Annotated in this window: 19 protein-coding genes and 1 tRNA gene; 11 read left to right on the forward strand and 9 right to left on the reverse strand. The window is 67.1% G+C overall.

What is annotated here, in order from left to right:
• Window positions 1–198 precede the first annotated feature (198 nt).
• The 6 genes from AC07Q9_RS23300 to AC07Q9_RS23325 form a co-directional block, all read right to left on the reverse strand.
• A tRNA-Thr gene (locus tag AC07Q9_RS23300) sits at window positions 199–274 on the reverse strand.
• Between the two features lie 25 nt (window positions 275–299).
• Window positions 300–1,313: a class 1 fructose-bisphosphatase gene (locus AC07Q9_RS23305; protein WP_056571748.1), complete on the reverse strand. Its 1,014-nt coding sequence runs from the start codon at window positions 1,311–1,313 to the stop codon at window positions 300–302.
• 23 nt (window positions 1,314–1,336) lie between these two features.
• Window positions 1,337–4,036 (reverse strand): aminopeptidase N, encoded by a 2,700-nt coding sequence (pepN, locus tag AC07Q9_RS23310; RefSeq protein ID WP_495311944.1) that lies wholly within the window; start codon window positions 4,034–4,036, stop codon window positions 1,337–1,339.
• Complete coding sequence (locus AC07Q9_RS23315) at window positions 4,020–4,709, reverse strand: HAD family hydrolase (RefSeq protein ID WP_070062371.1); 690 nt, start codon at window positions 4,707–4,709, stop codon at window positions 4,020–4,022. Before AC07Q9_RS23315 ends, pepN begins: the two co-directional genes overlap by 17 nt.
• A 3-nt stretch (window positions 4,710–4,712) precedes the next feature.
• Window positions 4,713–5,817 (reverse strand): peptide chain release factor 2 gene (gene prfB / locus AC07Q9_RS23320; RefSeq protein WP_095950518.1). Its coding sequence is split into 2 segments (ribosomal slippage): window positions 4,713–5,735 and window positions 5,737–5,817, totalling 1,104 coding nucleotides; the frame shifts between segments, so codons are not numbered across the junction.
• A gap of 202 nt (window positions 5,818–6,019) precedes the next feature.
• Window positions 6,020–6,835, reverse strand: coding sequence for a MetQ/NlpA family ABC transporter substrate-binding protein (locus AC07Q9_RS23325; RefSeq protein ID WP_495311945.1), 816 nt, complete (start codon window positions 6,833–6,835; stop codon window positions 6,020–6,022).
• Between the two features lie 235 nt (window positions 6,836–7,070).
• On the opposite strand from AC07Q9_RS23325, the gene AC07Q9_RS23330 reads away from it, so the two are divergent.
• The 4 genes from AC07Q9_RS23330 to AC07Q9_RS23345 are packed head-to-tail and all read left to right on the forward strand — an operon-like array spanning window position 7,071 to window position 9,842.
• Complete coding sequence (locus tag AC07Q9_RS23330; RefSeq protein ID WP_062473317.1) at window positions 7,071–7,940, forward strand: methionine ABC transporter ATP-binding protein; 870 nt, start codon at window positions 7,071–7,073, stop codon at window positions 7,938–7,940.
• Window positions 7,933–8,595 (forward strand): methionine ABC transporter permease, encoded by a 663-nt coding sequence (locus AC07Q9_RS23335; RefSeq protein WP_056571730.1) that lies wholly within the window; start codon window positions 7,933–7,935, stop codon window positions 8,593–8,595. The genes AC07Q9_RS23330 and AC07Q9_RS23335 overlap by 8 nt, the downstream gene beginning before the upstream one ends.
• Window positions 8,596–8,638: 43 nt before the next feature.
• The gene (locus tag AC07Q9_RS23340; RefSeq protein ID WP_495311946.1) at window positions 8,639–9,463 is read left to right on the forward strand and encodes a MetQ/NlpA family ABC transporter substrate-binding protein; all 825 of its coding nucleotides are present in this window, start codon (window positions 8,639–8,641) and stop codon (window positions 9,461–9,463) included.
• 28 nt (window positions 9,464–9,491) lie between these two features.
• Window positions 9,492–9,842, forward strand: coding sequence for a hypothetical protein (locus tag AC07Q9_RS23345; protein WP_495311947.1), 351 nt, complete (start codon window positions 9,492–9,494; stop codon window positions 9,840–9,842).
• A 42-nt stretch (window positions 9,843–9,884) separates the two neighbouring features.
• On the opposite strand, the gene AC07Q9_RS23350 is transcribed toward AC07Q9_RS23345, so the two are convergent.
• Window positions 9,885–11,186 (reverse strand): D-amino acid dehydrogenase, encoded by a 1,302-nt coding sequence (locus AC07Q9_RS23350; RefSeq protein WP_495303530.1) that lies wholly within the window; start codon window positions 11,184–11,186, stop codon window positions 9,885–9,887.
• A 128-nt stretch (window positions 11,187–11,314) separates the two neighbouring features.
• Here AC07Q9_RS23350 and AC07Q9_RS23355 point away from each other — a divergent pair, with 128 nt between their 5' ends.
• From AC07Q9_RS23355 to AC07Q9_RS23365, 3 genes are read left to right on the forward strand one after another with little or no spacing between them, the layout of a single operon-like run.
• Window positions 11,315–11,782 (forward strand): Lrp/AsnC ligand binding domain-containing protein, encoded by a 468-nt coding sequence (locus AC07Q9_RS23355; protein ID WP_492743192.1) that lies wholly within the window; start codon window positions 11,315–11,317, stop codon window positions 11,780–11,782.
• Window positions 11,779–12,258: a GNAT family N-acetyltransferase gene (locus tag AC07Q9_RS23360; protein ID WP_495311948.1), complete on the forward strand. Its 480-nt coding sequence runs from the start codon at window positions 11,779–11,781 to the stop codon at window positions 12,256–12,258. The genes AC07Q9_RS23355 and AC07Q9_RS23360 overlap by 4 nt, the downstream gene beginning before the upstream one ends.
• A gap of 31 nt (window positions 12,259–12,289) precedes the next feature.
• Window positions 12,290–12,691: an OsmC family protein gene (locus tag AC07Q9_RS23365; RefSeq protein ID WP_070062377.1), complete on the forward strand. Its 402-nt coding sequence runs from the start codon at window positions 12,290–12,292 to the stop codon at window positions 12,689–12,691.
• A 131-nt stretch (window positions 12,692–12,822) separates the two neighbouring features.
• Here the strand turns inward: AC07Q9_RS23365 and AC07Q9_RS23370 are convergent, their stop codons facing one another.
• The gene (locus AC07Q9_RS23370) at window positions 12,823–13,176 is read right to left on the reverse strand and encodes a winged helix-turn-helix transcriptional regulator (protein WP_062473331.1); all 354 of its coding nucleotides are present in this window, start codon (window positions 13,174–13,176) and stop codon (window positions 12,823–12,825) included.
• Between the two features lie 127 nt (window positions 13,177–13,303).
• Here AC07Q9_RS23370 and AC07Q9_RS23375 point away from each other — a divergent pair, with 127 nt between their 5' ends.
• Window positions 13,304–14,182 (forward strand): NAD(P)-dependent oxidoreductase, encoded by an 879-nt coding sequence (locus tag AC07Q9_RS23375; protein ID WP_495311949.1) that lies wholly within the window; start codon window positions 13,304–13,306, stop codon window positions 14,180–14,182.
• A 3-nt stretch (window positions 14,183–14,185) separates the two neighbouring features.
• On the opposite strand, the gene AC07Q9_RS23380 is transcribed toward AC07Q9_RS23375, so the two are convergent.
• Complete coding sequence (locus AC07Q9_RS23380) at window positions 14,186–15,334, reverse strand: alpha/beta hydrolase (RefSeq protein WP_495311950.1); 1,149 nt, start codon at window positions 15,332–15,334, stop codon at window positions 14,186–14,188.
• A gap of 166 nt (window positions 15,335–15,500) precedes the next feature.
• Here AC07Q9_RS23380 and AC07Q9_RS23385 point away from each other — a divergent pair, with 166 nt between their 5' ends.
• The 3 genes from AC07Q9_RS23385 (at window position 15,501) to lpxO (ending at window position 18,602) form a co-directional block, all read left to right on the forward strand.
• On the forward strand, window positions 15,501–16,184 hold the full coding sequence (locus AC07Q9_RS23385; protein ID WP_062473337.1) for a response regulator: 684 nt from the start codon (window positions 15,501–15,503) through the stop codon (window positions 16,182–16,184).
• Entirely contained in the window at window positions 16,181–17,611 is a 1,431-nt protein-coding gene (locus AC07Q9_RS23390) for a sensor histidine kinase (protein ID WP_492680801.1), read from the forward strand. The genes AC07Q9_RS23385 and AC07Q9_RS23390 overlap by 4 nt, the downstream gene beginning before the upstream one ends.
• A 94-nt stretch (window positions 17,612–17,705) precedes the next feature.
• Window positions 17,706–18,602 carry a lipid A hydroxylase LpxO gene (lpxO, locus tag AC07Q9_RS23395; protein WP_062473341.1) on the forward strand — a complete coding sequence of 299 codons (897 nt, stop codon included), beginning with the start codon at window positions 17,706–17,708 and terminating at the stop codon, window positions 18,600–18,602.

Here is an 18,602-nt window from a genome sequence, read left to right on the forward strand (position 1 = left end):
TGAAGCCTTCAGGCTCACAAAGCGGGTGGGTCAGTATTCGACGGAAATCTAGGGTCAGAGATTGGCGGAATCCAACACCTTGCGATGACGCAGGTCCTTTTGGGGCTCGCCCTGGCACTTGCCTCCGCAATGAAGGCTAAAAAAAAGACTTACGAAACCGTATGGTCTCGTAAGTCCTTGATTTTATTACCTAAATACTGGTGCCGGAGAGATGAATCGAACACCCGACCTTCTCATTACGAATGAGCTGCTCTACCGACTGAGCTACACCGGCGAAGCCTCAGATTATAGCCAAGAAATCAAGGCTTCTCGGCGTGGTACTGCGTCAAACGCTCCACTTCGTGACGCGAACCCAACATCACGCTCACGCGCTCGTGCAGTTTGGTGGGCTTCAGGTCGAGGATGCGCTGCTTGCCGTTGGTGGCGGCGCCGCCGGCCTGCTCGACGAGCCAGCTCATGGGGTTGGCCTCGTACATCAGGCGCAGCTTGCCGGCCTTTTCGGGCTCGCGCTTGTCCCACGGGTACATGAAGACGCCGCCGCGCATCAGGATGCGGTGCACGTCGGCCACCATGCTGGCAATCCAGCGCATGTTGAAGTCCTTGCCGCGCGGGCCTTCCTTGCCGGCCAGGCATTCGTCGATGTAGCGCTTCACGGGCTCGTCCCAGTGGCGCATGTTGCTCATGTTGATGGCAAATTCCTTGGTGTCGGCCGGAATCTGGATGTCTTCTTGCGTGAGCACGAAGCTGCCTTGCTCGCGGTCGAGCGTGAACATGGCCACGCCGTTGCCCACGGTGAGCACCAGGGTGGTCTGCGGGCCGTAGATGCAGTAGCCGGCGGCCACTTGCTGGGTGCCGGGCTGCAGAAAGTCGGCTTCCTGCACGCCGGGGGTGTCGTCGGGCTTTTTCAGCACGCTGAAGATGGTGCCGATGCTCACGTTGACGTCGATGTTGCTGCTGCCGTCGAGCGGGTCGAACATCAGGAGGTATTCGCCCTGCGGGTAGCGGTTGGGCACCACGTGGATGGTTTCCATCTCTTCGCTGGCCATGGCCGCGAGGTGGCCGCCCCATTCGTTGGCTTCAATGAGCACTTCGTTGGCGATGATGTCCAGCTTCTTCTGGATTTCGCCCTGCACGTTCTCGCTCTCGGCGGTGCCGAGCACGCCACCCAGCGCGCCCTTGTTGACGGCCTGGCTGATGCTCTTGCAGGCGCGGGCGACCACTTCGAGCAACAGGCGCAGCTGGCCGGGAATGAGGCCGTCGGCGCGTTGCTGCTCGACGAGGTAGCGGGTGAAGGAGATTTTTTGTTGAGCCATGGATCTTGTGGGGTTCGGTGGGTTCAGTTTCCGGCAAGGGCGCGGGTGACGACTTCGTGGGTGTCTTTGCTGAGATCGGGCTTGGCGGCCACGCGGGCAATGGCTTCGCGTGCGGCGCTGCGGTAGGGCTCGGCCAGCTTGCTCCAGCGGTCGAGCGCGCGCGCCAGGCGGGCGGCCACCTGGGGGTTGATGGCGTCGAGCTCGATCACGCGGTCGCTCCAGAACACGTAGCCGGCGGCGTCGGCGCGGTGGAAGGCGCCGGGGTTGCCGCTGCAGTAGCTGAAGATCACGCTGCGCGCGCGGTTGGGGTTCTTCAGCGAGAAGTCGGGGTGCTTCATGAGCTGCTTGACCAGCGGCAGGATGTCGCCGCCGCGGTCGCTGGCGCCGGCTTGCAACGAGAACCACTTGTCGATGACCAGCGCCTCGTCCTTGAACATGGCGTGGAAGCGCGCCAGCGCCTGCGCCGCCAGGGTGTGGCCCGACGCCACGAGGGCGTTGAGCGCGTTGAAGCGGTCGGTCATGTTGCCCGCGTCCTTGAAGCGCTGCAGGGTCTTGCCGGGCCACACGGTGTCGCCCGAGGCGCGCGCCGCCAGGCACAGGAAGTTGAGCGCCATGCCGGCCAGCGCGCGGCGGCCCGACGAGGTCGGGTCGGGCGTGTAGGCGCCGGTGTCCTTGTTGTCTTCGTAGGCCTGTTCCCAGTCGGCGAAGAGGGCGGTGGCGAGCTGGGCGCGCATGGCTTCGCGCACGAGGTGCACGCGCTGCGGATCGACCACGTCGAGCTGTTCGGCAATGTAGGTTTCCGACGGCAGCGTGAGCACCAGCTCCTTGAAGGCGGCGTCGAGCTGCGGGTGGCGCAGCACGCCGCGCATGGCGTCGAGGTAGGCGTCGTTGAGCACCGGCGTGGTGTCGGTGGCGTGCGCGGCAATGGCTTGCAGCGCGGCGCGCAGGCCCAGGCGCTGGCCGGCTTCCCAGCGGTTGAACGGGTCGGGGTCGTTGGCCAGCAGGGTGAGCAGCTGGGCGTCGGTGTACGCAAAGTCGAGGATCACCGGCGCGCTGAAGCCGCGCAAGATCGACGGCACGGGCTCGGCGTCCAGGCCCACAAAGGTGATCTGCTCGCCGGCGCGCGACAGCACGATGGTGCGGGTGCCGCGTGCGACGTCGCTCTCGCCCTCGAGCTGCATGGGCAGTTCGCGGCCGGTGGCGGCGTCGAGCAGGCCGATGTTCAGCGGAATGACGAAGGGTTCTTTTGTCTGCTGGCCCGGCGTGGGCGGGCAGCTTTGCACCACGCTCAGGGTGTAGCTGCGGTTCTGCGCGTCGTACACGCCGTGCGCGGCCAGGCGGGGCGTGCCGGCCTGGCTGTACCAGCGCTTGAACTGGGGCAGCAGGCGGGCCAGTTCGGAGTCGGGGTTGGCGTCGGCAATGGCCTGGGCGAAGTCGTCGCAGGTCACGGCCTGGCCGTCGTGGCGCTCGAAGTACAGGGTGATGCCCTTTTCGAAGCCCTTGCGGCCGACCAGCGTCTGCATCATGCGAACGACCTCGGCACCCTTTTCATAGATGGTGACGGTGTAGAAGTTGCTGATCTCGATGTAGCTGTCGGGCCGCACCGGGTGCGCCATGGGGCCGGCGTCTTCGGGGAACTGGGCGGTGCGCAGCACGCGCACGTCCTCGATGCGCTTGACGGCGCGGGCCGAGGCGTCGGCGCACAGGTCCTGGCTGAACTCCTGGTCGCGGAAGACGGTGAGGCCTTCTTTCAGCGACAGCTGGAACCAGTCGCGGCAGGTCACGCGGTCGCCGCTCCAGTTGTGGAAGTACTCGTGGCCGACCACGCTTTCGATGTTGCTGTAGTCGGCGTCGGTGGCGGTGGCCTGGTTGGCCAGAACGTACTTCGTGTTGAAGATGTTCAGGCCCTTGTTCTCCATGGCGCCCATGTTGAAGTCGCTGGTGGCCACGATCATGAAGCGGTCGAGGTCCAGCGGCAGGCCGAAGCGGGCCTCGTCCCACAGCACGGAGTTGACCAGCGAGTTCATGGCGTGCTCGGTCTTGTCGAGGTCGCCGGCGCGCACGTACACCTGCAGCAGATGCTCCTTGCCGCTGCGCGCGGTGATGCGCTGCTCGCGCGCCACGAGCTTGCCCGCCACCAGGGCGAACAGGTAGCTGGGCTTCTTGAAAGGGTCGACCCACTTGGCGAAGTGGCGGCCCTCGGGCAGCTCGCCCTGGTCGACGAGGTTGCCGTTGGACAGCAGCACCGGGTAGGCGGCCTTGCTGGCGCGCAGCGTGACGGTGTACATCGCCATCACGTCGGGACGGTCGAGGAAGTACGTGATGCGGCGAAAGCCCTCGGCCTCGCACTGCGTGAAGAAGGTGTCTTCGCTCACGAACAGGCCCATCAGCTTGGTGTTCTTGATGGGGCAGCAGGTGGTGAAGAGCTCGAGCTCGAACGCATCGGGCAGGCCGTCGATGACGAGCTGGTCGCCTTCCATGCGGAACGAGGCGCCCTGGCCGTTCACGAGCACGCGCGCCAGGTTGAGCTCGTCGCCGTCCAGGCGCAGCGGCTGGGCCGGCACCTCGGGGTTGCGGCGCAGCTGCATGCGGTTGAGCACGCGGGTCTTGGCGGGGTCGAGGTCGAAGGTCAGGTCGACGGTGTCGATCCAGAACGCCGGCGCGGCATAGTCTTCGCGGCGGATGGCAATGGGTTGCCCTTGGGCGTCACGCTGAAGCAGCATCGAGGGTCTCCAGAAAATTCGAATGGGCCAGTTCGTTGTAGTCGCGAACGGCGGCGATCACGTGGGGGCCGGCCAGCTCGGCGGCCGTATGGGTGCTGCACACGGCCACGGCGCGCATGCCGCCGCGGCGGGCGGCTTCGATGCCGAAGGGCGCGTCTTCGAAGACGATGCAGCGCTCGGGCGCCACGCCGATGCGGCGCGCGGCTTCCAGGAAGATCGCGGGCGTGGGCTTGCCCGAAAAGCCTTCGTCGCCGCCGACGATGGCCAGCGGCAGCGGGTCCATCTTCAGGCGCGACATGGCGAACGCGATGTTGTGCCGGTCGCCGGCCGTGCCCACCGCCACCTTCAGGCCGCGTGCCACCGCGGCCTTGGCGAAGGCGGTGAAGCCCGCCACCTCGGTGAAGTTGTCGTGAAAGAGCTCGCGGTAGATCTCTTCCTTCTCGTGCACCATCGCCTGGCACTCGGCATCGGAGAGCTCGCGTTCGAACAGCTCGCGCATGCTCTCGGTGCCGGTGCGGCCCGTGGTGCGCGCGAGGATCTCGCTCACGTCGAGCTGCACGCCGTGGCGCTGCGCGAAGGTCACCCACGAGCGCGCATGCCAGGGCATGGAGTCGATCATGGTGCCGTCCATGTCGAAGATCAGGGCTTCGACCCTGCCGGTGTTCAGGCTCATCGGTCAGACGCCTTGCTTGAGCGAGGCTTCGATGAACACGTCGAGGTCGCCGTCGAGCACCTTCTGCGTGGCCGAGACTTCGACGTTGGTGCGCAGGTCCTTGATGCGGCTGTTGTCCAGCACGTAGCTGCGGATCTGGTGGCCCCAGCCCACGTCGGTCTTGCTGTCCTCGAGCTTTTGCTGTTCTTCCTGGCGCTTGCGCATCTCGTGGTCGTACAGGCGCGAGCGCAGGCGCTTCCACGCCACGTCGCGGTTGCTGTGCTGGCTGCGGCCGTCCTGGCACTGCACCACGATGCCGGTCGGGATGTGCGTCAGGCGCACGGCCGAGTCGGTCTTGTTGATGTGCTGGCCGCCGGCGCCCGAGGCGCGGAAGGTGTCGGTGCGCACGTCCGAAGGGTTGATCTCGATCTCGATCGAGTCGTCGATCTCGGGGTACACGAAGATCGAGGCGAAGCTGGTGTGGCGCCCGCCCGACGAGTCGAACGGCGACTTGCGCACCAGGCGGTGCACGCCGGTCTCGGTGCGCAGCAGGCCGAAGGCGTAGTCGCCCTCGACCTTGATGGTCGCGCCCTTGATGCCGGCGGTGTCGCCGGGCGTTTCGTCTTCGATCTGCGTCTTGAAGCCCTTGCGCTCGGCGTACTTCAGGTACTGGCGCAGCAGCATGCTGGCCCAGTCGCAGGCCTCGGTGCCACCGGCGCCGGCCTGGATGTCGACAAAGGCGTTCAGCGGGTCGGCCGGGTTGTTGAACATCCGGCGGAATTCGAGCTGCTTGATGTCGGCTTCGAGCGTGGCGGCGTCATCGGCAATGGCCTGCAGGCCATCGAGGTCGCCGTCTTCCTTCGACATCTCGAAGAGCTCGGTGTTGTCCGACAGCCCGTTGGTGAGCCGGTCGAGCGTGACGACCACGTCGTCGAGCGACTTCTTTTCCTTGCCCAGTTCCTGGGCCTTCTTGGGGTCGTTCCAGACGTTCGGGTCTTCGAGCGATGCGTTGACTGTCCTCAGTCGTTCAGCTTTGGCATCGTAGTCAAAGATACCTCCGTAAATCGACCGTACGGACGCTCAGGTCCGCGAGCATTGCGCCGATTTGGTTGATCTGTTCTGCGTCCATGGGGTGTCCTGACTGTGTGAGGTTGGTGTTCGGGGGAACCCGTCATTTTCTCACGCTCGGACCACCCGCCCCGCAGAGTCCCTGGATTGCTCCTTCCCCCTCTGGGGGAAGGCCGGGATGGGGGCGGGCAGGGCGCCCCTGGCGAGTGCCGCTTGCCCCCACCCCGGCCCTCCCCCGGGAGGGGAGGGAGAAAGTCCCGGGATCAGAACGCGGGGATGAGCGACCCCTTGAACTGCGTCTCGATGAAGCTGCGCACCTCCGGCGACTGGTAGGCCGCCACGAGGCGCTTGGCCCACGGCTTGTCCTTGTCGGCGCGGCGCACGGCGATCAGGTTGGCGTAGGGGCTCTGGGCCGATTCCTTGATGACGGCGTCCTTGCCGAAGGACAGGCCGGCCTTCTCGGCGTAGTCGTTGTTGATGGCCGAAATGGCCAGGTCGTCGAGCGAGCGCGGCAGCTGGGCGGCGTCCAGCGACACCAGCTTGAGCTTCTTGGGGTTGGTCACCACGTCCAGCGGCGTGGCGTTGTTGTTCTTCACGGCCTCGGGCTTGAGGGTGATGAGCTTGGCCTGTTGCAGCAGCAGCAGGGCGCGGTTGCCGTTCGAGGGGTCGTTCTGGATGCCGACCGAGGCGCCGTCGGCCAGCTGGTCGATCGACTTGATCTTGCGCGAGTAGAAGCCCAGCGGCGCGGTGATGGTCAGGCCCACGGGCACGAGGTCGAAGCCGCGCGCCTTGATCTGGTTGTCCAGGAAGGGCTGGTGCTGGAAGGCGTTGGCGTCCAGGTCGCCGGCGGCCAGCGCCGCGTTGGGCAGCTGGTAGTCGTTGAACACCACGACCTGGACGGTCAGGCCGTCCCTGGCGGCGACCTTCTTGACCACCTCGAACACCTGCTCGGCGCTGCCGACGGAAATGCCGACCTTGACGGTGTTCTTGTTGTCCTGCGCAAAGGCGGTGCCGCCAGCGAAAAGGGCGGTGACGAGGGTGGCGAGCACGAGGCCGCGGCGGCGGAAAGTGGAATGCATGGTGGCGCGAAATCGAAGAAATGAAGGCGCCGAATGTGGCATTGCCGCCGCGGATCGGGAACGAACCAATCCTCATATCGATATGGCGTCCACTCGCCTCATGTGGTCTTTCTTATCTGATTTTTCATATAAGCACGAGCCGATTTGTTCGTTCCCTTTCGGCTCGTTTCTTTTCATACTCGGCACCTTTTTGCGAACCTGCGCGATCGCGCCTGTGCGGCCCGCGCCTTCTTTCATGACCTTCCCTTCGCCTGATGCGGCACGCGGCAACGCGGCGCCGGTCATCCGTCTTCAATCGGTGCAGAAGTCTTTCGCTTTGCCCAGCGGCGAGGTGTTCGACGCCGTGCAATCGCTCTCGCTCGAGATCCAGCAGGGCGACGTGTTCGGCCTGATCGGCAAGAGCGGCGCCGGCAAGTCGACCTTGCTGCGCCTCATCAACCTGCTCGAGCGCCCCGATGCGGGCCAGGTGTTCGTCGGCGGGCGCGACCTCACGACGCTCTCGCGCCGCGAGCTGCGCGACACGCGCCAGAACATCGGCATGATCTTCCAGCAGTTCAACCTGCTGCAGAACGCCACAGTGTTCGACAACGTGGCCTTCCCGCTGAAGATCCACGGCCGCCACTCCAAGGCCGAGATCAACGAGCGGGTGCGCGAGTGCCTCGACCTCGTCGGCCTGGCCGAAAAGATCGACACCTACCCGGCCCAGCTCTCGGGCGGCCAGAAGCAGCGCGTGGCCATCGCCCGCGCGCTGGCGCCGCGCCCGCAGGTGCTGCTGTGCGACGAGCCCACCTCGGCGCTCGACACCGAAACCACCCGCGCGCTGCTCGAGACGCTGCGCGACATCAACCAGAAGATCGGCGTGACCATCGTGATCGTCACGCACGAGCTCTCGGTGGTCGAGGTGCTGTGCCGCAACGTGGCCATTCTCGAAAAGGGCCGGCTCATCGAGCAGTTCGCCGTCGATGCGCCGAGCGAGGAACGCAAGACCGCGCTCGGCCGAGAGATCGACGAACTGGTGCGCCGCCGCGAACGCGAGGCGCGCGAACCCGTGGCGCCGCGCGTGGCGACCGCGCAGCGCAACGCGCAGGAGCTGGCCTATGTTTGAGAACATCACCCCCATCCTTCCCGAGCTGTGGACGGCCACGGGCCAGACCTTTTTGATGTTGGCGATCGGCCTGTCGGCGGCGGTGCTCATCGGCGGGCCGCTGGGCATCCTGCTGTTCCTGCTGGGGCCGGGCCAGTCGCTCGAGAACAAGCCGGCGTTCCACATCCTCAACTGGATCGTGAACACGGTGCGTTCCTTCCCGTTCATCATCCTGCTGGTGGCGCTGGTGCCGTTCACGCGGATCATCGCGGGCACCTCCATCGGCCCGCTCGCGGCCGCGGTGCCGCTGTCGTTCGCGGCCATTCCGTACTTCGCGCGGCTGGTCGACCAGTGCCTGCGCGAGGTGCCGCGCGGCGTGATCGAGGCGGCGCATGCCATGGGCGCCTCGGAGCTGCAGATCGTCTGGCGCGTGCTGGTGGTCGAGGCGCGCTCGGGCCTGGTGCTCGCGCTCACCGTGCTGGCCGTGAGCTTCCTGTCGTACTCGGCCATTGCCGGCGTGGTGGGCGGCGGCGGCATCGGCGACCTGGCGATCCGCTACGGCTACTACCGCTTCCAGACCGACGTGATGGTGCTCACCGTGGCGCTGCTCGTGGTGCTGGTGCAGATCCTGCAGTTCGTGGGCAACACCACGGCGCGCCGGCTCGACAAGCGTTGATTTCCCCTTCTTCTTTTTCTTCTCTCATCTTTCTGTCCATTCCATGAAAACCGCACTGCTGCGCCGTTCTGTCCTCGCCGTTTCCCTCGTCGCGCTGTCGCTCGGCGGCCTCTCGCTGTCGGCGCAGGCGCAGGACGCCAAGAAGAACCTCGTGATCGGCGGCACCGCCGGCTCCAACGCCGACCAGCTCAAGGCCGGCATCATTCCGATCCTCGAGAAGAAGGGCTACAAGGTGAAGCTGGTCGAGTTCAACGACTACGTGCAGCCCAACCTCGCGCTGGCCCAGGGCTCGCTCGACGCCAATTTCTTCCAGCATCGGGTCTACCTGCAGAAGTTCTCGGCCGACCAGAAGCTGGACCTCGCCGAGCTGGTGCAGGGCCCGATCGCGCCCATGGGCGTGTACTCGACCAAGCGCAAGACGCTGGCCGACGTGAAGGAAGGCGACCGCGTGACGCTGCCGAACGATCCGAGCAACCTGGCGCGCGCGCTGGTGCTGCTGGAGCAGAACAAGCTGGTCACGATCAAGGCCGGCATCGATCCGCTGCGCGCGTCCGAGAAGGACGTGGCCGAGAACCCGAAGAAGCTCAAGTTCATTCCGCTCGAGGCCGCGCAGCTGCCGCGTTCGCTGGGTGACACCGAGTACGCCATCGTCAACGGCAACTTCGCGATCTCGTCGGGCCTGAAGCTCACCGAGGCCGTGGTGCTCGAGAAGACGCCCGACTACTACCTGAATGTGGTCGCCGTGAAGAGCGCCGACAAGAACGCCGCCTGGGCCAAGGACATCGCCGAGGCCTACCGCTCGAAGGAATTCAAGGCGGTGGTCGACAGCAAGTTCCAGGGCTACGCCAAGCCCAGCTTCCTGCAGTAATCCACCACGCTTCAGCGAAGGACGCCCCATGCCCGTGCTCGCCGTATTCGATGGCCAGGCCAATTGGCGCGACACGCACGTGTGCGACGGCTGGATCAGCGACCACCTCGCGCGCCACGGCGTGCGCTGGGGGCGCGGCGAGGCCGAAGGCCAGCGCACGCTCGACAGCGCGGGGCTGTTCTATCTGCCGACGGCGGAGGGGTATCTGGGGTTGCTGGTCGAAGGCGGGGAATGGGTCGCCATGCCCGCCGATGCGCCGCATTTCTTCGATGCGGGCGAGGCCGCTTCGCTCGACGGGCTGCCTGCCGCGTTGCCGCGCTTCGAGGCCTTTGTCGAAGAGGTGCTCGCGATGACGGGCAACGACGCGAGCGACGAGTAGGTCAGCGCGGGCCTGCGCGGCCCGTCGCAGCCCAGGCGTCGCTCAGGCCGGCGCCGTCGTCGGGTTCGGGCGCGCCGAACGCGACGGCCCTTGCGTGTAGCGGTCCATCGCCAACCCGTCCGTGCGGATCTCCGGCCGCTGGCCTGTCACCAGGTCCGAGATCAGCTTGCCCGAGCCGCAGGCCATGGTCCAGCCCAGCGTGCCGTGGCCCGTGTTCAGGAACAGGTTGGGGTAGCGCGTGGCGCCGACGATGGGCGTGCTGTCGGGCGTCATGGGGCGCAGGCCGGTCCAGAAGCTGGCGTTGGGCAGGTCGCCGCCCGGGAACAGGTCGCTCACGACCTTCTCGAGCGTGGCGCGGCGCGCCGGGTTCAGTCGCAGGTCGAAGCCGCCGAGCTCGGCCATGCCGCCCACGCGGATGCGGTTGTCGAAGCGCGTGACGGCCACCTTGTAGGTTTCGTCGAGCACCGTCGATTGCGGCGCGAGCGATTCGTCGAGCAGCGGCACGGTGAGCGAGTAGCCCTTGACCGGGTACACGGGGATGTCGAGGCCCAGCGAGGCGATGGCGGCGCGCGAGTAGCTGCCGAAGGCCATCACGTAGCGGTCGGCCGTGAGGATCTTGCCGGCACGCGTGCGCACGCCGGTGATGCGGCCGCCGTCGGTCTCGAGGCCGTCGATGGTCTGGCCGAAGCGGAAGTCCACGCCCAGGCCGCGTGCGATCTCGGCGAGGCCGCGCGTGAACAGGTGGCAGTCGCCGGTTTCGTCGTTGGGCAGGCGCAGGCCGCCCGTGAGGCGCTCGCGCGCGCCGGCCAGGCCGGGTTCGACGCGCGCCAGGGCGTCGCGGTCGAGCAGTTCATAGGGCACGCCGCATTCCTCGAGCACGGCGATGTCGCGCTGCACCGCGTCGAGCTGCGCTTGCGTGCGGAACAGCTGCAGCGTGCCGCCGGTGCGGTGCTCGTACTGCAGGCCGGTGTCGGCGCGCAGCTGCTGTAGGCAGCCGCGGCTGTATTCGGCCACGCGCATCATGCGTTCCTTGTTGACCGCGTAGCGCTCGGGCGAGCAGTTGCGCAGCATGGCGGCCATCCAGCGCAGCTGGAACAGCGTGCCGTCGGGGCGGATCGACAGCGGCGCATGCTTCTGGAACATCCACTTGATCGCCTTCAGCGGAATGCCGGGCGCGGCCCACGGCGTCGAGTAGCCGGGCGACACCTGGCCGGCGTTGCCGAAGCTCGTTTCCTCGGCCGGACCGGCCTGCCGGTCGAGCAAGGTGACTTCGGCGCCGGAGCGCGCGAGGTAGTACGCCGTGGTGGTGCCGATCACGCCGCCGCCGAGAACGATGACTTTCATGGTGTATCCGCTGATCTGAATGGAATGATGTGAATCTAAAGTGCACAATGCAGTGGATTCCATTGTTTTTAGGTCTTTGGCCGTGAAAATCGCTGCCGAAAACCGTCCAAGACCCCGCGCGGAGTGAAATGCCCGAACTCGACCGAATCGACCGCAAGATCCTCGACCTGCTGCAGCGCCAGGGCCGTATTTCCATGACCGAACTGGCCGAGCGCATCGGCCTGTCGGCCTCGCCTTGCGCCGAGCGCGTCAAGCGCATGGAGCGCGACGGCGTCATCAGCGGCTACCACGCGCACGTGTCGCCCGAGGCGCTGGGCAAGACGCTGCTGGTGTTCGTGGAGATCAAGCTCTCGGCCAAGTCGGGCGACGTGTTCGACAAGGTGAAGCAGGAGCTGCTGCACATGCCCGAGGTGCTCGAATGCCACCTGGTGTCGGGCAGCTTCGACTACCTCGTGAAGGCGCGCCTGAGCGGCATGAGCGAGTACCGGCACCTGCTGGGCGACATCCTGAAGAAGCTGCCGGTGGCGGCCGAGTCGCACAGCTACGTGGTGATGGAAGAGATCAAGGAAACGCTGATGCTGGCGGTGGACCGGTGAGCGCCGCCGCTATCGTCATCCGGCCCTGGCGCCTGGCCGACTTCGACGCGGTGAAGGCCATCCTCGACGACACCTTCGCGAGCACCTGGCTGCCGCAGCTCACGCCCGAGGCCGCGAAGGCCTATGCCGACAGCGGCGAGCCCGCGGGCTACATCGACGAGAGCGGCCCGGCCTTCTTCGTGGCGGAACTCGAGGGCGAGGTGGTCGGCATGGTGCACTGGGAACACGACTTCGTGCAGGCCCTGCACGTGCCCGCCGCGCACCAGCGCAAGGGCATCGCCCGCGCGCTCATGGCCTTTGCCGAAGCCGGCATGCGCGCCGACGGCGTGGTGCAGGCGCGGCTGGAGACCGACACCTTCAACACGCAGAGCCAGGGCCTGTATCGCGCACTCGGCTACCGCGAGGCCGGCCGCTACCCCGACCTCGAATGGCACAGCGGATTCACGACCATCCTGTATGTGAAAGACTTGGCCTGAGCTTTCGTTTCACCCCTTCAAGGACATCGGCATGACCCTCTCGATCCGCCGCGACGGCACCACCGGCACGCGCCACATCCTCAAGATCCGCAACCACGAGATCCCCGTCGATGCCTCGCCCGCGGGCGGCGGCAGCGACGGCGGTGCCGAGCCGCACGACCTGTACGACGCGTCGCTGGCGGCCTGCAAGGCGCTCACGGTGCTGCTCTACGCGCGCCGCAAGGGCATTCCGGTGGAAGACATCGAGGTCGTGGTCGACCGCGACGACAGCGAGGAACGCAAGGGCATCTACCGCCTGAAGTCGGGCCTGCGCCTGACGGGCGACCTGACCGAGGCGCAGCGCGACGAGCTGCTGCGCGTGGCGGGCAAGTGCCCCGTGCACAAGCTGATGACCGAGGTCAAGACAGAGATCGAAACCGGCTGGGCCGACTGAAGGCGCAATAAACCTACTGCGCGTCCCGATCTCGCATCTGCGGTCCTCACCGTACGGGAGTACGGTTCCGGTCCTCGACGCGACCTCGGGGCGCTCGCTACGGTTTCTTCGCGCCTTCAGAGGCGCCGGTCTTACTTCGCCGCTTCGGCCTGCTTGCGCGCCGCCGCCACGCGCTTGGCATAGCGGTCGCCCCAATCGGCCAGCGGCCCCAGCGCCGCGTTGAGCGTGGCGCCCAGCGAGGTCTCGGAGTACTCGACGCGCGGCGGCACTTCGTGGAACACCTCGCGGTGCACGAGGCCGTCGGTTTCCATCTCGCGCAGCTGCTGGATCAGCATCTTCTCGCTGACCTCGGGCAGCAGCCGCTTCAGCTCGCCGAAGCGGTAGGGCTGCAGGTGCAGCTCCCACAGGATGACGGCTTTCCACTTGCCGCCGATGACCTCGAATGCGGGGCCGATGCCGCAGTTGTAGGGCTTCTTCGCTGCCATCTTGTGCTCCTTGCGATTCCAATACTTCCCATTTGGTAAGTACCTTACTCTATCGTAGGTACTTGACCATGTGGAAGTGTAATTTCTACCATGCAGGTGTCATCAACCACCACTGCATCGGATTGCCATGAGCAACATCAACAAGGAAGTTTCGGTTCTGGGCCTGGGCGCCATGGGCGTCGTCATCGCGCGGCTCTTTCTCGACCAGGGCTACAAGGTCACGCTGTGGAACCGCACGGCCGACAAGGCCGACGCGCTGGTCGCCCGCGGCGCCGTGCTGGCGCGCAGCGCGGCCGAGGCCTTGCGCGCGAGCCGCATGGCCGTGATGTGCGTGTACGACTACCGCGCCGCCGACGCGATCTTCGCGATGGACGGCGTGGCCGCCGCCATGGACGGCCGTCTGCTCGCGCAGCTCACCACCGGCAGCCCGAAGGATGCGCGCGAGGCCGAAGCCTGGGCGCACCGCCACGGCGCCGCGTACCTCGAAGGCGCGATCCAGGCCGCACCGGACCAGATGGGCCGGCCCGACACGCCGCTGCTGGTGTCGGGCGCGCAGGCCGTGTTCACCGAGGCCGAGCCCTTGCTGAAGGTGCTGGCCGGCGGCATCGTCTACCTCGGCGAGAAGGCCAGCGCCGCCGCGGCCATGGACCTGGCCACGCTGTCCAGCATCTACGGCACGATGCTCGGCTTCCTGCACGGTGCGCGCATCGCCGAGCACGAAGGCTTCGACGTGGCCGAGTTCGGCCGCATCGTGGCGGGCATCATGCCGACCTTCGCGGGCTTTCTCCAGCACGAGGGCGCGGTCATCCAGTCGGGCGACTTCACGATCACGCAGAGCCCGATGCGCATCTCGGTCGAGGCCACGCAGCGCATCCTGCAGACCGCGCAGGAGGCGGGCATCAACACCGAGTTCCCGGCCTTTGCCGCGGGCCTGTTCCAGCGCGCCGATGCGGCGGGGCTCGGCGGCGAGGAACTGGCGGCGCTGATCAAGCTGCTGCGCCAGTAAGGATCAGGCCCAGCGCATCGACTGGATCGCGCGCACCACCTCGGCCTCGCGTTCCATGAAGAAGTCGGTGTGGTTGCAGTGGTCCAGCGTGAGCCGGTGCGAGGTCTGCAGCGCGGTGGCCAGGCGGTCGGCGTTGGCGCGGCGCACGCGGCGGAAGATGCGCAGGAAGTCGGCGGCGTCCTGGCCGGTCTGCGCATCGAGCGGCCGTTCGAGCCAGGGGAACAGGTCGCGCTGGTCGAACGGCAGCGCGGTCACCACCAGCGCCGGCGCGCGCACCGGCCGGTAGTCGGGCGAGAAGCGGTGGGCCGCGGTGTCCATCGCGGTTTCCACGGCGTCGGGCGTGTTGGGCCGCACGCTGCCGTCGGCCTGCACATCGAGCGCGTCGCGCAGGTTGGCTTCGAGCGCCGGCCACCAGTTCTTCGACTTGCGCCGCAGGTACGCAATGGCCGCCTTCATCGAGCGGCCGTCGTCGGGCGTGGGCGCGGGCTCGTCGAGCCGGCGGTTCATCGGCGGGTCTTCGCCGCCGGTGTCGGCGTCCTTCGTGTAGTCGAAGGTGGTATCGAGGTACACGAGGCCGCGCACGTGGTCGGGGAAGCGGCCCGCGAAACGCGTCAGCTCATTGCCCGCGATCGAATGGCCGCCGAGCACCACGCGCGTGAGGCTGAGCGCCTCGCACAGCGCGGCCAGGTCGTCGACCAGCGTGTCGACCTCGTAGTGCTGCGTGGCGCTCTTCACCGGCAGCGGCTTGTCCGACAGGCCGTAGCCGCGCCGGCTGACCGCGACGACGCGCGAGGCGGCGCCGGCCGCAACGAGCGCGGGCGCCAGGCTGTCGAAGCAGCGCGCATTGCCGCCGAGGCCGGCCAGCAGCACGATCACGGGGCCCGACGCTTCGGTGCCGCCGGGGCGCTGCCAGTCGCGCACCTGCAGCGAGACCTCGGGCGTGCTCGACACCTTCACGCGGCGGTCGGTGGCCGCCACGGGCCGGTCGTTGCCGAGGGGCGCAGGCGCGGTGCCGACGTTGTCGCCTCCACCGCCGCAGGCCGCCAGCCCGGCCGCGCTGCCGAAGAGCACGGCGCGCAGCAGGTCGCGGCGCTGGAAGTGAAGCGGGTTCGCCCAGTGGGGGCGAACTGTGGAAGGTGAGGGGCGAGGCACGTCGATGCTCCAGGCATGAAGAAGAAAGTAAGAGCCTTGCAGTGTGGGCACGCCGCCTGAAGAAGCCCTGCAGCCTTCATGAAGGCTTCCTGAAGCACAGCGACGGGGTGTGGCAGATACTTCGGCCACTTCCCGGAACCGGGCTTGTTCGCTTGGAATCCTTCCCATGAATCTTTTGCTTGTTGAGGACGATCTTGATCTTGGCAACGGCGTGCGCATTGCGCTCGCCAACCAGGGCCTGGACGTGGTGTGGGTCCGCAGGCTCGACGACGCGCTGCGCACGCTCGACAACGGCGCCTTCGACATGGTGCTGCTCGACCTGGGCCTGCCCGACGGCGACGGGCTCGACCTGCTGCTGCGCCTGCGCCGCACCCGCCAGATATTGCCGGTGCTGGTGCTGAGTGCGCGCGATGCACTCAACGACCGCCTGCGCAGCCTGGACGACGGCGCCGACGACTACCTCGTGAAGCCCTTCGCGCTGGCCGAGCTGCTGTCGCGCGTGCGGGCCTTGGCGCGCCGCAGCTACGGCTTCAACGACGAGACCATCCGCATGCGCGGCCTGGCGCTGCATGAACCCACGCGCGGCGTGATCGTCGACGGCGAGCCGGTGGAGCTGTCGCGCTGCGAGTTCGACCTGCTGGCGCTCCTGCTCAAGCGCACCGGCCGCGTGGTCACGCGCCGCGTGATGGAAGAGCAGGTGCTGCCCGGCGGCCAGGCCAACGGCAGCAATTCGCTCGAGGTGCACATCTCCAACCTGCGCAAGAAGATCGGGCAGGGCTACATCCGCACGGTGCGCGGCATCGGCTACGTGATCGACACGCAATCGCTGGTGCGGAGCCCGTCGAAATGATGCGCCAGTTGGCGCGGGGCTGGAAGAACTGGAACCAGCCGTCCCTGATGCGCCGCCTGCTGGTGGCGCAGATGGCCGTGGTCGCGCTGCTGTGGACTTCGGCCGTGGGGCTGCTGTTGTACGACTCGTACAAGGACCCCGGGCTGCTCAGGTTCAGCAGCATCTTCAAGGCGGCGATCTCCATTGCGCAGAAGCTGGAGGGTCAACCCGAACAGCAACGGGAAGCGCTCGAAGCCTTCGACGCCGCGCTCATCGAGGCGCTCAGCGACGGCGACGAAGGGACCGAAGCCATTGCGATCATGCAGGTCTGGCAGCACGGCAAGCTGATCTACAACTCGCGCGCCGGTGTGCCCGTGCTGCTGAACTCGGTGCCCGACCGCAACGAGACGCTGGTCGCGGGCGGGCGCGAGTGGCGCGCGCGCACGATGGCCTCGCCCATCGCCGACACCCGCGTGGTGCTGGCCGAGCCCAGCGTGTGGCGGCTGGCCGTCACCATCCTGTCGCGCGGCTACTACCTGCTGCCGCTGGTGATCAGCCTGCCGTTCCTGGTCTTTCCCGCCTGGCTGTCGGTGCGGCTGGCGCTGCGCCCGTGGCGCCAGGTGAGCCGCGAAACCGCCGAGCGCGGTCCCGACGACCTGACGCCGCTGTCTTACACGCCGCCGCACAAGGAGCTCAAGCCGTTGGTGCAGAGCATCAACAGCCTGTTGCTGCGGGTGCGCGACAGCACCACGCGCGAACGCAGCCTGATCGCCGACGCCGCGCACGAGCTGCGCACGCCGCTGGCTGCCATGCGCGTGAACGTCGAGGCACTGAAAGAGCAGAGCGCCGACGAGGGCCAGCGTGAACTCATGGCCAACCTGCTGCGCAGCAACGACCGCGCAGCGCGCTTGGTGGGGCAGCTGCTACAGCTCATGCGCAGCGACGCGGTGGCCACCAACGCGCTGCCCGTGATGCTGTCGCTCGACGGGCTGGTGCAGGACCGGCTGGCCATGATCGAAGGCCTGGCGCGTGCGCGCGGCGTGGAGCTCGAACTGGTGTGCGACGACGCCGTGCCGGTGCTCGGCGAGCGCGAAAGTCTGGTTTCGATGATCGACAACCTGATCGACAACGCGATCAAGTACAGCCCCTGCGGCGCCACCGTGACGGTGCACGTGGCGCGCGAGGGCGCGCGGGCGCTGCTGACCGTGGCCGACACGGGCCCGGGCATTCCGCCCGCGCTGCGCGAGCGCGTGTTCGACCGCTTCTTCCGCAACCCCGACCAGACGCAAAGCGGCAGCGGGCTGGGCCTGGCGATCGTCAAGTCGGTGGTCGACCGGCATGGCGGCGACGCGGTGCTGGGCGAGGCCCCGGGTGGCGGCCTGCTGGCCACGGTGCGGCTGCCGCTGGCGCAGGCCGACGTGCCGCAGCCCCTGCTCGTCGGCGCCTGAGCCCCGGGGGAAAGGCCCCCGGTCAGGCTCATTTCAGGGCGAGGAATTACACTAGCCGGCTCCCCCGGCGCTCGTCTACAGGACACTTTCACCAATGAAGTGGGTCATTCTTGCCATCTTCGTGCTCAGCGCACTCTACGTTCACTTCCGTGGCCAGGTCCGGCACAAGTTCTTCAGACAGCTCTCTGATCACTCGACCTTCCTGGCGCCGCTGAACGTCTTCATGTACCTTTTCTCGAAGGTGCCCGGTACGCCGTACCTGTCGCCTGCGCAGTTCCCCGAGATGCGCATCCTCGAGGAAAACTGGGAAGTGATCCGCGAAGAAGCGCTGGCCATGCGCAACGGCGGCAGCATCAAGGCCTCGAGCCAGTTCAACGACGTGGGCTTCAACTCCTTCTTCAAGAGCGGCTGGAAGCGCTTCTACCTGAAGTGGTACGACGAGGCGCACCCCTCGGCCGCCGTGCTGTGCCCGCGCACCACCGAGCTGCTCAAGGGCATCGGCACCATCAAGGCCGCGATGTTCGCGGAACTGCCCCCGGGCAGCCGCCTCGTGCGCCACCGCGACCCGTTCGCCGGTTCGCTGCGTTACCACCTGGGCCTGTGGACGCCGGGCGTCGAGGGCTGCTACATCGACGTGGACGGCCAGCGCTACCACTGGCGCGACGGCGAGGCCGTGGTGTTCGACGAGACCTACATCCACTACGCCGAGAACACCACCGACCACGACCGCGTGATCCTGTTCTGCGACATCGAGCGCCCGCTGAAGTACCGCTGGGCCAGCGCCGTGAACCGCTGGTTCGCGAAGAACCTGCTGGCCGCCGCCGCCTCGCCCAACGACGCGGGCGACAAGACGGGCGGTCTGAACCGTGCCTTCAAGTACATCTACCAGATCCGCGTGGTCGGCAAGCGCCTGAAGGCCTGGGACAAGCGCGCGTACTACCTCGTGAAGTGGACGATCTTCGGCGGCCTCGCCCTCTGGATTTTCTGGTAA

The organism is Variovorax sp. GW821-FHT09A10 (assembly GCF_059418385.1).

Excerpts from the sequence above, each read along its gene's own strand:
- AC07Q9_RS23305 (WP_056571748.1), bottom strand. The coding sequence starts at position 1,313 with ATGGCTCAACAAAAAATCTCCTTCACCCGCTACCTCGTCGAGCAGCAA.
- pepN (WP_495311944.1), bottom strand. The coding sequence starts at position 4,036 with ATGCTGCTTCAGCGTGACGCCCAAGGGCAACCCATTGCCATCCGCCGC.
- AC07Q9_RS23315 (WP_070062371.1), bottom strand. The coding sequence starts at position 4,709 with ATGAGCCTGAACACCGGCAGGGTCGAAGCCCTGATCTTCGACATGGAC.
- AC07Q9_RS23325 (WP_495311945.1), bottom strand. The coding sequence starts at position 6,835 with ATGCATTCCACTTTCCGCCGCCGCGGCCTCGTGCTCGCCACCCTCGTC.
- AC07Q9_RS23330 (WP_062473317.1), top strand. The coding sequence starts at position 7,071 with ATGACCTTCCCTTCGCCTGATGCGGCACGCGGCAACGCGGCGCCGGTC.
- AC07Q9_RS23335 (WP_056571730.1), top strand. The coding sequence starts at position 7,933 with ATGTTTGAGAACATCACCCCCATCCTTCCCGAGCTGTGGACGGCCACG.
- AC07Q9_RS23340 (WP_495311946.1), top strand. The coding sequence starts at position 8,639 with ATGAAAACCGCACTGCTGCGCCGTTCTGTCCTCGCCGTTTCCCTCGTC.
- AC07Q9_RS23345 (WP_495311947.1), top strand. The coding sequence starts at position 9,492 with ATGCCCGTGCTCGCCGTATTCGATGGCCAGGCCAATTGGCGCGACACG.
- AC07Q9_RS23350 (WP_495303530.1), bottom strand. The coding sequence starts at position 11,186 with ATGAAAGTCATCGTTCTCGGCGGCGGCGTGATCGGCACCACCACGGCG.
- AC07Q9_RS23355 (WP_492743192.1), top strand. The coding sequence starts at position 11,315 with ATGCCCGAACTCGACCGAATCGACCGCAAGATCCTCGACCTGCTGCAG.
- AC07Q9_RS23365 (WP_070062377.1), top strand. The coding sequence starts at position 12,290 with ATGACCCTCTCGATCCGCCGCGACGGCACCACCGGCACGCGCCACATC.
- AC07Q9_RS23370 (WP_062473331.1), bottom strand. The coding sequence starts at position 13,176 with ATGGCAGCGAAGAAGCCCTACAACTGCGGCATCGGCCCCGCATTCGAG.
- AC07Q9_RS23375 (WP_495311949.1), top strand. The coding sequence starts at position 13,304 with ATGAGCAACATCAACAAGGAAGTTTCGGTTCTGGGCCTGGGCGCCATG.
- AC07Q9_RS23385 (WP_062473337.1), top strand. The coding sequence starts at position 15,501 with ATGAATCTTTTGCTTGTTGAGGACGATCTTGATCTTGGCAACGGCGTG.
- AC07Q9_RS23390 (WP_492680801.1), top strand. The coding sequence starts at position 16,181 with ATGATGCGCCAGTTGGCGCGGGGCTGGAAGAACTGGAACCAGCCGTCC.
- lpxO (WP_062473341.1), top strand. The coding sequence starts at position 17,706 with ATGAAGTGGGTCATTCTTGCCATCTTCGTGCTCAGCGCACTCTACGTT.